Origin of the sequence: Pseudomonas sp. Sample_16 (genome assembly GCF_004307665.1) — a bacterium.
Classification (GTDB): Bacteria; Pseudomonadota; Gammaproteobacteria; order Pseudomonadales; family Pseudomonadaceae; genus Aquipseudomonas.
The window spans coordinates 36,275-47,937 of record NZ_RCOB01000109.1; the positions used below are offsets into that span (position 1 = coordinate 36,275).

General features: G+C 61.0%; 10 protein-coding genes and 1 pseudogene. 6 read left to right on the plus strand and 5 right to left on the minus strand.

The genetic code is table 11. The features are described 5' to 3' along the window. Positions 1–4 precede the first annotated feature (4 nt). Positions 5–1,528: an apolipoprotein N-acyltransferase gene (gene lnt, locus D8U69_RS16160; RefSeq protein WP_130907709.1), complete on the plus strand. Its 1,524-nt coding sequence runs from the start codon at positions 5–7 to the stop codon at positions 1,526–1,528. Positions 1,529–1,625: 97 nt separating this feature from the next. On the opposite strand, the gene D8U69_RS16165 is transcribed toward lnt, so the two are convergent. Together D8U69_RS16165 and D8U69_RS16170 are read right to left on the minus strand one after the other, a co-directional pair. Then, a complete protein-coding gene (locus tag D8U69_RS16165; protein WP_130907710.1) occupies positions 1,626–2,387 on the minus strand; it encodes a YdcF family protein in 762 nt (253 codons plus the stop codon). Positions 2,388–2,491: 104 nt separating this feature from the next. After that, on the minus strand, positions 2,492–2,812 hold the full coding sequence (locus tag D8U69_RS16170; protein WP_056855795.1) for a hypothetical protein: 321 nt from the start codon (positions 2,810–2,812) through the stop codon (positions 2,492–2,494). Positions 2,813–3,093: 281 nt separating this feature from the next. On the opposite strand from D8U69_RS16170, the gene leuS reads away from it, so the two are divergent. The 5 genes from leuS (at position 3,094) to D8U69_RS16195 (ending at position 9,252) form a co-directional block, all read left to right on the plus strand. After that, positions 3,094–5,700, plus strand: coding sequence for a leucine--tRNA ligase (leuS, locus tag D8U69_RS16175; RefSeq protein WP_130907711.1), 2,607 nt, complete (start codon positions 3,094–3,096; stop codon positions 5,698–5,700). An 88-nt stretch (positions 5,701–5,788) separates the two neighbouring features. Further along, complete coding sequence (gene lptE / locus D8U69_RS16180; RefSeq protein ID WP_056855902.1) at positions 5,789–6,394, plus strand: LPS assembly lipoprotein LptE; 606 nt, start codon at positions 5,789–5,791, stop codon at positions 6,392–6,394. Positions 6,395–6,433: 39 nt separating this feature from the next. Continuing rightward, complete coding sequence (holA, locus tag D8U69_RS16185; RefSeq protein ID WP_130907712.1) at positions 6,434–7,471, plus strand: DNA polymerase III subunit delta; 1,038 nt, start codon at positions 6,434–6,436, stop codon at positions 7,469–7,471. Positions 7,472–7,702: 231 nt separating this feature from the next. Beyond that, the gene (gene arfA, locus D8U69_RS16190; RefSeq protein ID WP_130907713.1) at positions 7,703–7,867 is read left to right on the plus strand and encodes an alternative ribosome rescue factor ArfA; all 165 of its coding nucleotides are present in this window, start codon (positions 7,703–7,705) and stop codon (positions 7,865–7,867) included. A 62-nt stretch (positions 7,868–7,929) separates the two neighbouring features. Then, positions 7,930–9,252, plus strand: a complete 1,323-nt coding sequence (locus tag D8U69_RS16195; protein ID WP_130903858.1) for a lytic murein transglycosylase — start codon at positions 7,930–7,932, stop codon at positions 9,250–9,252. 92 nt (positions 9,253–9,344) lie between these two features. On the opposite strand, the gene D8U69_RS16200 is transcribed toward D8U69_RS16195, so the two are convergent. The 3 genes and pseudogenes from D8U69_RS16200 to D8U69_RS16210 all read right to left on the minus strand — a co-directional run. Further along, positions 9,345–10,295: an LD-carboxypeptidase gene (locus D8U69_RS16200; protein WP_130903859.1), complete on the minus strand. Its 951-nt coding sequence runs from the start codon at positions 10,293–10,295 to the stop codon at positions 9,345–9,347. 176 nt (positions 10,296–10,471) lie between these two features. Then, complete coding sequence (lipA, locus tag D8U69_RS16205; protein WP_162250583.1) at positions 10,472–11,470, minus strand: lipoyl synthase; 999 nt, start codon at positions 11,468–11,470, stop codon at positions 10,472–10,474. Positions 11,471–11,495: 25 nt separating this feature from the next. Next, a pseudogene (locus tag D8U69_RS16210) lies at positions 11,496–11,663 on the minus strand (octanoyltransferase); the annotation flags it as partial.

Consider the following 11,663-nt stretch of genomic DNA (forward strand, 5'->3'; position numbering starts at 1 on the left):
TGAAATGCGCTGGACAACCCGCCCCGGCTGGCCCGGTAACCTGCTGGCCGTGGCGGCCGGTGCAATCACCACCCTGGCGCTGGCGCCATTCGATATCTGGCCACTGGCATTGCTGGCCGTCGGGCTTTTCTATGCCGGCCTGCGCGAGCTGACTCCACGCCAGGCCCTGGGCCGTGGCTGGTGCTTCGGCTTCGGCCTGTTTGGTGCCGGCACCAGCTGGATCTACTACAGCATTCACCACTTCGGTGGCGCATCGGTGCTGCTGGCCGGTTTCCTGATGCTGATTTTCACGGCGGCGATTGCCTGGTTCTTCGCCCTGCCGGCCTGGCTTTGGGCGCGCTGGCTGCGACGCAACGAAGCTCCGCTGGCGGATGCCCTGGCGTTTGCGGCGCTCTGGGTCGGCCAGGAAGCCTTTCGCGGCTGGTTCCTGACCGGTTTCCCCTGGCTGTATTCCGGTTACAGCCAGCTCGATGGCCCGCTGGCCGGGCTCGCCCCCGTCGGCGGGATGTGGCTGATTTCCTTCTCCCTGGCCCTGACCGCGGCCCTGATCTACAACGGTGTGCGTCTGATCCGCGCCGGGCGTAAAGGCTTCATCGTGATCGGTGCATTGTTGCTGGTCGCTCCGTGGATCGCCGGCATGGCCTTGAAGCACCACGCCTGGACCAGCCCGTCGGGCGCCCCCCTGAGTGTCGCGGCGATTCAGGGCAACATCGAACAGAGCATGAAGTGGGACCCGGCGCAGCTCAATGCACAGCTTGCGCTGTACCGTGACATGAGCATGAGTTCCAAGCGCGTCGACCTGTTGATCTGGCCGGAGACCGCAGTCCCTGTGCTCAAGGAGTCCGCCCAGGGCTACCTGGACATGATGGGTGAGTTCGCGGCAAATCGGGATTCGGCCCTGATTACCGGTGTGCCGATTCGTGAAGTGGTCCATCAGCAGAAGCGCTATTTCAACGGCATTACCGTCGTCGGTGAAGGTGATGGCACCTACCTCAAGCAAAAACTGGTGCCGTTTGGCGAATACGTGCCGTTGCAGGACGTGTTGCGCGGACTGATTGCGTTCTTTGACCTGCCAATGTCGGACTTTGCCCGCGGCCCGGCCGATCAGCCGATGCTGCAAGCCAAGGGTTACCAGATCGCGCCGTTCATCTGCTACGAAGTGGTCTACCCGGAGTTCGCCGCCGGCCTGGCCGCCCAAAGCGACCTGCTGCTGACGATCAGCAACGACACCTGGTTCGGCACCTCCATCGGCCCGCTGCAACACTTGCAGATGGCGCAGATGCGCGCACTCGAGGCCGGACGCTGGATGATCCGCGCTACCAACAACGGCGTCACCGGGCTGATCAACCCGTTTGGGCAGATCACCGAGCAGATTCCGCAGTTCGAGCGCGGCATTTTGTATGGCGAAGTGGTGCCGATGCACAACCTGACGCCTTACCTGCAATGGCGCTCCTGGCCGCTGATCATCACCTGCGTGTTGCTGTTTGCCTGGGCATTGGTCGCTAACCGGATGGCCAAGACCGTTTAAACCTGACCTGCCTATGTGATGAGCGGGCCTTTTGTGGCGAAAGGGCTTTTGTGGCAGGGGAGCTTGCTCCCTCGCCACAGGTTGTCAATCGATAGACCTATCGATAAAACAACGAATACCCCACCTGCCCCACCGCCTCGTTCATCATCTGCCCGCTCTGCCAGATCGACTTGAACTCTGGCAACCAGCCACCCAGCGGTCGGGCGTTGTCCGTTCCCAAAAAGCCCATCGGTGCCGGCACCACCTCAAACCCGGCCTTGCGGAAACTCCAGGCTGCTCGCGGCATGTGCCAGGCGTGAGTCACCAGCACCACGCGCTTGACCCCTACGGGTAACAGCACCTGGGCACTGAACTGCGCGTTTTCCCAGGTCGTGCGGCTACGACCTTCCTGCCAGCGCACCGACACGCCGAAATCATCGCGCAAGGAGTCAGCCATCAATTGGGCCTCGGTGGGTGGCGTACCGTAATGCAAACCGCCACTGGTCAAGATCGGCAGGCCTGAAGCTTTGGCCAGCCGCGCGGCATAGCGTTGACGTTCCAGGCCCACCCCGGTCGGCTGATCGGCGCCCCAAGCCGAATCACCGCGCTCGCGCCCCGAGCCCAGCACCACAATCGCATCAGCGTGTTGCGCCAGTGTTGCCCATTCGCTGAGCGCCAGCGGCGGCTCTCGCTCCAGCAGTGCCGCGCTCCATTGCACGAAAATCGGCAAGCTCATCAGCCAGAAGCCGCCAAAACCCAAGGCAAAACACACGGCAGCCAACTTTGGTCTGGAGCGGCGCCACCACCAGGCAAGCGCCAGCAGCAGCAACAGAAGGCCCGGCGGCAAGAGAAGTTGTTTCACGAAATAACGAAAAGGCATCGAGCATCTCCATAAAGATGCCCGAAGCCTAAGTGGGTTGATGCAGTGCGACAATGAATACGCAAGGACTATGCTTCAAAAAACCCTGGAGCATGGCTCGATACCTACTTGAACTGCATAGACCGGACCTTTACCGCGTCTCTGCCAGGTACCTTGTCCTTGAGCCAGATAATCTTGGCTGAGCGTGGTGCGTCGAGTTGCTTTACTGCCTCGGACAAGCATCCGTGTGTCTCACGCTCACTGCGATCCAGATACGCCTTGACCAAAGCAAACTCAGCGGGGCTCAAACCACGCAATTCCAGCTCCAGCGGACGTTCATCACGCAACCGGCCTGCGGTTTTCGCCGCTTCCAGGGCCAATCCAAGACGATCAATCAGTCTTTCGTACAACTCCGGTTTTGTAGCTTTGCGTCGTGACTCAACCATCCCTCACCTCATTGGAAGATAAGACCTACTCCCCAGTTAGAGCTTAGCTTCCATGAACAAACCGGCTGAGCGCCGCGACCAACGGCCCTCGCGGCGTTTTTCGCAAGACGCGTGGCAGCAATCAGGGTTTCCCTCGATAGAGCACGGTCATGTATGCTACGGCGCTTCCTGTAACTCCACTTCCAGCTCGTCTGGGCAAGGAAACGCCGAATTGGCGCCCTTACCGTCCAGCGTCGCATTGAAGAGGATTAGGCCACCCCTATTCAGTTCAAAAAGTAGCCATGCACGAACAATATCAGCCCCGTGAAATCGAAGCCGCCGCCCAGTCGTTCTGGGACGAGCAAAAGTCCTTTGAAGTCAGTGAACAGCCAGGCAAGGAGACTTACTACTGCCTGTCGATGTTCCCTTACCCCAGCGGCAAGCTACACATGGGGCACGTGCGCAACTACACCATCGGCGACGTGATCTCCCGCTACCAGCGCATGCAAGGCAAGAACGTTCTGCAACCGATGGGTTGGGACGCCTTCGGCATGCCGGCGGAGAACGCCGCGATGAAGAACAACGTAGCGCCCGCCAAGTGGACCTACGAAAACATCGCCTACATGAAAAACCAGCTGCGCAGCCTGGGCCTGGCGGTGGACTGGTCGCGTGAAGTGACCACTTGCAAACCCGATTACTACCGCTGGGAACAATGGCTGTTCACTCGCCTGTTCGAAAAAGGCGTGATCTACAAGAAAAGCGGCACCGTGAACTGGGACCCGGTCGACCAGACGGTACTGGCCAACGAACAGGTAATCGACGGTCGCGGCTGGCGCTCCGGCGCGCTGATCGAAAAGCGCGAAATCCCGATGTACTACTTCAAGATCACCGCCTACGCGGATGAACTGCTGGAGAGTCTCGATGATCTGCCGGGCTGGCCTGAACAGGTCAAGACCATGCAGCGCAACTGGATCGGCAAGTCCCGCGGCATGGAAGTGCAATTCCCGTACAACGTCGATTCCATCGGCGAAGTCGGCACACTCAAGGTATTCACCACCCGTCCGGACACCTTGATGGGCGCGACTTACGTCGCTGTGGCTGCCGAGCACCACCTGGCTACCCTGGCCGCACAGAACAACCCTGAGCTGCAAGCGTTCATCGCTGAATGCAAGGGCGGTAGCGTGGCTGAAGCCGACGTTGCCACTCAAGAGAAGAAAGGCCTGCCGACCGGCCTGTTCGTCGAGCACCCGCTGACGGGCGAAAAACTGCCGGTGTGGGTCGCCAACTACGTACTGATGCACTACGGCGATGGTGCGGTCATGGCGGTTCCGGCCCACGACGAGCGCGATTTCGAATTCGCCCACAAGTACAACCTGCCGGTCAAATCGGTGGTGCGCACCAGCGCTGGCGACACCAACCCGGCGCCATGGCAAGACGCCTATGGCGAACACGGCACGCTGATCAATTCCGGCGAGTTTGACGGCCTGGACTTCGCCGGCGCTTTCGACGCGATTGAAGTGGCGTTGATCAAGAAATCACTGGGCGCCTCGCGCACCCAATTCCGCCTGCGCGACTGGGGCATCAGCCGTCAGCGCTACTGGGGCTGCCCGATCCCGATCATTCACTGCGCGGCCTGCGGCGACGTTCCGGTACCGGAAGATCAACTGCCCGTCGTGCTGCCGGAAGATGTCGTACCGGACGGCGCCGGTTCGCCACTGGCGCGCATGCCCGAGTTCTACGAATGCAGCTGCCCGAAATGCGGCCAGCCTGCCAAGCGTGAAACCGACACCATGGACACCTTCGTCGAGTCCTCGTGGTACTACGCGCGCTACGCCTCGCCACACTTTGAAGGTGGCCTGGTGGAAAAATCGGCGGCCGACCACTGGTTGCCGGTGGATCAGTACATCGGCGGTATCGAGCACGCGATTCTTCACCTGCTCTACGCACGCTTCTTCCACAAGCTGATGCGCGACGAAGGCCTGGTGAGCTCCAACGAGCCGTTCAAGAACCTGCTGACCCAGGGCATGGTGATCGCCGAGACGTACTATCGCCGCGAAGCCAACGGTGCTTACACCTGGTTCAACCCGGCGGACGTTGAACTCGAACGCGACAGCAAAGCCAAGGTCATCAGCGCCAAATTGAAATCCGACGGTTTGCCGGTGGAAATCGGCGGTACCGAGAAGATGGCCAAGTCAAAGAACAACGGCGTCGACCCACAGTCGATGATCGACCAGTTCGGCGCAGACACCTGCCGCCTGTTCATGATGTTCGCTTCGCCACCCGACATGAGCGCGGAATGGTCCGACTCCGGCGTGGAAGGTTCGCACCGTTTCCTCAAGCGCGTCTGGCGTCTGGCTCAGGCACATGTCAGCCAGGGCCTGCCGGGCAAACTCGACGTTGCCAGCCTGAATGACGAACAGAAAGCCGTGCGTCGCTCGATCCACCTGGCCATCAAGCAAGCCAGCCAGGACGTCGGCCAGAACCACAAATTCAACACCGCCATCGCCCAGGTGATGACGCTGATGAACGTTCTGGAAAAAGCCGCACAAGCCACCGAACAGGATCGGGCACTGATTCACGAAGGCCTGGAAACCGTGACGCTGTTGCTGGCACCGATCACACCGCACATCAGCCACGAGCTGTGGAATCAGCTGGGTCACGCTGACCCTGTGATCGACGCCGGTTGGCCGGTACAGGACGACAGCGCACTGGTGCAGGACAGCCTGACGCTGGTCATTCAGGTCAACGGCAAGCTGCGGGGCCAGATCGAAATGCCGGCCACCGCGACCCGTGAAGAAGTCGAAGCCGCCGCACGCGCCAACGAAAACGTGCTGCGCTTTGTCGATGGTCTGACCATTCGTAAAGTGATTGTGGTGCCCGGGAAACTGGTCAACATCGTCGCCAGCTAATTGGATCGGGCGCCAGGCCATGCCTGGCGCTGAGTAAAACCTTTCGGGCCGCATGATCGGCCCACATGGTTTCAAGGGGAGCAACACAATGATCAAACGCAACTTGCTGGTGATGGGCCTCGCGGTCCTGTTGAGCGCCTGCGGTTTCCAGCTGCGCGGCACCGGCACCACCGAACTGGCGATCACGGAACTCGACCTGAGCGCCCGTAACGCTTACGGCGACACCGTCACCCAACTGCGCCAGGTTCTGCAAAGCAGCGGCGTCAAGGTCTACAGCGGCGCGCCTTACAAGCTGTTCCTGGCCGACGAACAGGAATCCCAGCGCATCCTCAGCTATGCCGGCGCCGGTCGTACGGGCGAGTATCAGTTGAACACCGTGCTCAGCTACAGGATCCTCAGCCAGGGCAACCTGTCGCTGATCGACGACAAGCTCGAAGTACAGAAGGTCTTCATCCACGATGGCAACAACCTGGTGGGGTCTGACCAGGAAGCCGCCGATGCGCGCAAGGAAATGCGTCGCGAGCTGGTGCAACGCATGATGCTGCGCTTGCAGCAGATCACGCCGACCCAGTTGGCCCAACTGCAACAGACTGCCGAAGCCAAGGCCAAGGCCGAAGCCGCCGCGCTGGAAGCGGCGCAGAAGGCTGAAGCGGAAACCCCGCGTCAGTCGCCTATCGAACTGCCGCAGCAGTAAGACTTGCGGGGCGCTCAGGCGCCCCGTTCGCCCTCTCTTATGAAACTCGCACCCGCCCAACTCGCCAAACACCTGCAAGGTGCCCTCGCGCCGGTCTATGTGATCAGCGGCGATGACCCCTTGCTGTGCCAGGAAGCCGCCGACGACATCCGCACCGCCGCCCGTCAACAGGGTTTCGATGAACGCCAGGTGTTCGCCGCCGACGCCAGTTTCGACTGGGGCACGTTGCTGCAAGCCGGTGCGAGCATGTCGCTGTTCGCCGAAAAGCGCCTGCTGGAGCTGCGCCTGCCCTCAGGCAAGCCCGGTGATAAAGGCGCTGCCGCACTCATCGAGTACTGCTCACGGCCGGCCGAAGACACGCTGCTGTTGATCAGCCTGCCCAAGCTCGACGGCAGTGCGCAGAAAACCAAGTGGGGCAAGGCACTGGTCGAAGGCGCGCAGACCCAGTTCGTGCAAATCTGGCCGGTGGATGTCAGCCAGTTGCCGAGCTGGATCCGTCAGCGCTTGTCCCAGGCTGGCTTGTCTGCCAGCCAGGACGCCGTTGAACTGATTGCCGCACGGGTCGAAGGCAATTTGCTGGCGGCGGCCCAGGAAATCGAAAAACTCAAGCTGATGGCCGAGGGCGGTCAAATCACGGTCGAAACCGTGCAGGCTGCGGTAGCCGACAGTGCGCGATTCGATGTCTTCGGGTTGACCGATGCGATCCTCAACGGCGAGGCCGCCCACGCCCTGCGCATGCTCGAAGGATTGCGCGGTGAAGGTGTCGAGCCGCCGGTGATCCTCTGGGCTTTGGCTCGCGAGCTGCGACTGCTGGCCAACATTTCGTTGCAATACAGCCAGGGTACGCCGCTGGACAAAGCCTTCAGCCAGGCCAAACCACCGGTTTGGGACAAACGTAAACCGCTGATGAGCAAAGCCTTGCAACGCTACTCGGCGCCACGTTGGGCGCAGTTGCTGTTGGAAGCGCAACGCATCGACGCGCAGATCAAGGGCCAGGCGGCGGGTTCGCCGTGGATGAGCTTGAGTCGGTTGACGCTGTTGATGGCTGGCCAGCGTTTGACGTTGCCTGCCGAGTAACGCTTTTGTGGCGAGGGAGCTTGCTCCCGCCGGGTTGCGAAGCGCCCCCAGTCCACCCATCGCGTTTCTTCAGAAAAGCCCCGCTTGCCCATTTGCGACTGCTGCGCAGCCGAGCGGGAGCAAGCTCCCTCGCCACGATTCACATTTCCTGCACAACCTAGGGACTAGACAGAAGCCTCGCTTGAGCCGATGATTTGCCCCGCAAAAAACCTTTACTTGCGAGAGTCCATCATGAGCAAAAAGCCGTCCAAACGCGGCCCCAACAAGGCCAAATCCATCATCGCCCAGCCATTGTTCCGCAGCCGTCAGGAACGAGCCGGCAAGGGCAAAGGCAGCTACCGCCGCGAAGCCTTCCAGTCTAAAAGCTGGGAGGCTTCTTACTTTCTGGCAGCCTGAAAGGCATGCATCCGCTCAACATGTTAAGGTCTGCACCTGATCCGTTTTCCCTGGACCCGTGCATGCCCCTTTGTCTTTCCCGTCGTTGGCACCTGCGCCAATTGATTGCTGCCTCCAGCCTCGTTTTGCTAGTCGCCTGCGCGGAAAAACCCACCGCCGCCGACGCCCAGCCATTGAAGACCCTGCCAGTCGCCACCGCCCCCGCGGTTGTACCGCCGGTGGTACCGAACGGTGAAAACCTCGACATCCAGCCGACCCAGACCTTCGCCGAATGGCAGGCAGGTTTCCGCAAGGATGCCCTGGCCGCCGGCATTCGTGCCGACCTGTTCGACCGCGCCTTTGCCAATGTCAGCCTCGACTCCAGCGTGATTCGTGCCGATCGCAGCCAACCGGAATTCGCAAAACCGGTGTGGGAATACCTCGATGGCGCCGTGTCGCCGCTGCGGGTTCGCAAAGGCCAGGCACTGGTCGAACAGTACGCCGACATCCTGCAGAGCATCGAACAGCGTTATGGCGTTGATCGTCAGGCCCTCGTTGCCGTGTGGGGCATGGAAAGCAACTTCGGCCAGTTCCAGGGCAGCAAGTCAGTTATCAATTCGTTGGCAACCCTGGCTTACGAAGGTCGTCGCCCAGGATTCGCCCACGCGCAATTGATTGCTGCGCTGCAAATTCTGCAACAGGGTGATATCGAGCCAGAAAAAATGCTCGGCTCCTGGGCTGGCGCCATGGGCCAGACCCAGTTCATCCCGACCACCTACAACACTCACGCCGTGGATTTCGATGGCGACGGCCGACGCGACATCTGGGGCAGCGCCACCGACGCCCTGGCTTCGACCGCGCACTATCTGCAAAGCTCCGGATGGCAGAGAGGCCAACCGTGGGGCTTTGAAGTGCAATTGCCGGGCAGTTTCAACTACGTGCTGGCCGACGGCACAATCCGCAAGAGCGTCGCCGAATGGCAGCAACTGGGCGTCTCGCTGCCCAACGGCCGCCAGGTCCCGGCAGGTTCCGAACACTTGTCCGCAGCGCTGCTGCTACCAGCGGGCTACCGTGGCCCGGCCTTCCTGGTGCTGGACAACTTCCGCGCCATTCTCAAATACAACAACTCATCGTCCTACGCCCTGGGTGTCAGCCTGTTGTCCGAGCGATTCAATGGCGCGGGCCTGATCAGCGGCACTTGGCCAAAGGACGATTTGCCGCTGAGCCGAACTGAGCGGATCGAGCTGCAAAACCTGCTGAGCGCACAGAATTACGATGCGGGTACCGCCGACGGCATAATCGGCGCCAACACCCGCAAAGCGATTCGCAGTGCCCAGCAGTCGTTTGGCTGGCCGGCGGACGGATACCCGACGCACAAGTTGCTGGAAGGTTTGCGCAACCGCTGAAATCAACGCGGGCAAGCCTCGTTCCTACAGGGTTTTCGCAACCTGCAGGAGCGAGGCTTGCCCGCGAAAGCTGTCTATCAGGCGACAAGCACCTAAGGCTTGATCACCACATCCTGCTCCACCACCAACTCCTTGTTCCCAGCATCCAGCCTGACCAGCGCCCCCATCGGCAGCGTCAGGTTCGGATCGCAATGACCGCTGCGCCATCCGGACAACACCGGAATCCGCAACGGCCCGAACATTTGCTTGAGCAACTGCTCCAGCGCCGGCACCTCAACCCCCGCCACATCACCCACCAACACCCCACGCAACTTGCCCAGCGTGCCGGCCAGTCGCAGGTGAGTCAGCAGACGGTCGATGCGATACAGCGGCTCGTTGATGTCTTCAATGAACAGAATGACGCCCTCGGCATCCATTTCGTAGGGCGTGCCCATGGTCGCGGCGATCATCGACAGATTGCCCCCCAGTAAACGCCCATGGGCGATGCCTGGTTCAATCGTGGTCAAGGGATAGGCCGCCGGATGGGCCAATAAGCTACCCGCCTTGACCTGCCCTCGCAGCATGTTGAAAAAAGAAGGCTCGGTCGGCTTTTGCCGGCCACCCAGCAGATCGGCGTTGAGCAACGGGCCGTGAAATGTCACAAATCCCGCGTAGCGACTGATAGCCAGGTGCAAAGCGGTAATGTCGCTGTAGCCGATGAAGGGCTTGGCGTTACTGCGCAGCAGCTGGAAATCGATGCGATCGAGCAACCTCGGCGTGCCATAACCACCGCGCAAGCAAATGATGGCGTCGACTTCGCTGTCGGCGAACGCCGCGTGCAAGTCATTGAGGCGCACATCATCGCTCCCGGCGAGGTAGCCGTCCCGCTCATAGACGCCCGGAAACACCTTTAGCGTATAGCCGCGGGCGCGCATCCATTGCACGGCTTTGTCCGTGTCCAGCGGTGCCGGCCCGGCAGGCGCAATGACAGCGATCACCCCTTCCGACGGCAAGGCCGGAACCGGGGTGTGAGGACAAAGCGTGTGAGTCGGTCGAACGGTCATCCGTGAATCTCCCTGCGTGAACACTTGAGCACACAGTAGTCAGGAACGGGGACAAACAGAAGAGGGATCGTCGCCCCGCAGGTTGCAGGAAAAAACGCCAGTGGCCGTGGGCATGCCAAAAAAAACGCCCGCAAGCCTTGATGCCTTGCGGGCGGATTTTGTTTCTTTTCAGCAGATCAGGACGACATCAGCTCGGCCTTGACCAGCTTCGCCTGCTCGTCGGCGTGGTACGACGAGCGTACCAGCGGACCGGAAGCGACGTTCTTGAAGCCCATCTTGTAACCTTCCTCGGCGAACCAGGCGAAGGTGTCCGGGTGCACGAAACGTTGGACCGGCAAGTGACTGCGCGAAGGTTGCAGGTATTGACCCAGGGTCAGCATGTCGATGTCGTGCTCGCGCATGCGCTTCATGACTTCGATGACTTCTTCATCGGTTTCGCCCAGACCCAGCATCAGGCCGGACTTGGTCGGAATGTGCGGCATCATCTGCTTGAAACGTTGCAGCAGGGTCAGCGACCACTGATAGTCCGAACCCGGACGCGCAGCCTTGTACAGGCGCGGCACGGTTTCCAGGTTGTGGTTGAACACATCCGGCGGCTCGGCGGCGGTGATCTGCAGGGCGATGTCCATGCGGCCACGGTAATCCGGGACCAGCGTCTCCAGCTGCACGTTTGGCGACAGCTTGCGGATTTCACGGATGCAGTCGGCGAAGTGCTGGGCACCACCGTCACGCAGGTCGTCGCGGTCTACCGAAGTGATCACCACGTATTTCAGGCGCAAGTCGGCGATGGCAATGGCCAGGCTTTGCGGCTCGTTGACGTCCAGTGGCTTCGGACGGCCGTGGCCGACGTCGCAGAACGGGCAGCGACGGGTGCAGATGTCGCCCATGATCATGAAGGTTGCGGTGCCACCGGAGAAGCACTCGCCCAGGTTCGGGCAGGACGCTTCTTCGCACACGCTGTGCAGCTTGTGCTTGCGCAACAGCGCCTTGATGCGGTCGACTTCCGGGGATACCGGGATGCGCACGCGGATCCAGTCAGGCTTTTTCGGCAGTTCGGTGGTCGGAATGATCTTCACCGGGATGCGTGCAACCTTCTCGGCGCCGCGCAGCTTAACGCCGGCTTCAACCTTGGCACGCGGGGCCGGACGCTCGGTAACATCCTGCGTCGGGATCATGGTTTGCACTGCATCAGTAGTCATATCAGTCGATTCCGCCCGTTAGGGTCGTCTGCTCAGCATAGTCGAGGTGTTTGACGAGCTGCGCGCGCAGCCGGGCACTTACCTCGGCAAATTCAATCGATCCTGCGTGATCGCTCAGCTGGGTCATCGCCAGCCCGGCGTAGCCGCAGGGATTAATCCGTCGAAACGG

Bases quoted from the DNA above. Each gene is read 5' to 3' on its own strand.
- lnt (WP_130907709.1), top strand. From the start codon at position 5: ATGCGCTGGACAACCCGCCCCGGCTGGCCCGGTAACCTGCTGGCCGTG.
- D8U69_RS16165 (WP_130907710.1), bottom strand. From the start codon at position 2,387: ATGCCTTTTCGTTATTTCGTGAAACAACTTCTCTTGCCGCCGGGCCTT.
- D8U69_RS16170 (WP_056855795.1), bottom strand. From the start codon at position 2,812: ATGGTTGAGTCACGACGCAAAGCTACAAAACCGGAGTTGTACGAAAGA.
- leuS (WP_130907711.1), top strand. From the start codon at position 3,094: ATGCACGAACAATATCAGCCCCGTGAAATCGAAGCCGCCGCCCAGTCG.
- lptE (WP_056855902.1), top strand. From the start codon at position 5,789: ATGATCAAACGCAACTTGCTGGTGATGGGCCTCGCGGTCCTGTTGAGC.
- holA (WP_130907712.1), top strand. From the start codon at position 6,434: ATGAAACTCGCACCCGCCCAACTCGCCAAACACCTGCAAGGTGCCCTC.
- arfA (WP_130907713.1), top strand. From the start codon at position 7,703: ATGAGCAAAAAGCCGTCCAAACGCGGCCCCAACAAGGCCAAATCCATC.
- D8U69_RS16195 (WP_130903858.1), top strand. From the start codon at position 7,930: ATGCCCCTTTGTCTTTCCCGTCGTTGGCACCTGCGCCAATTGATTGCT.
- D8U69_RS16200 (WP_130903859.1), bottom strand. From the start codon at position 10,295: ATGACCGTTCGACCGACTCACACGCTTTGTCCTCACACCCCGGTTCCG.
- lipA (WP_162250583.1), bottom strand. From the start codon at position 11,470: ATGATCCCGACGCAGGATGTTACCGAGCGTCCGGCCCCGCGTGCCAAG.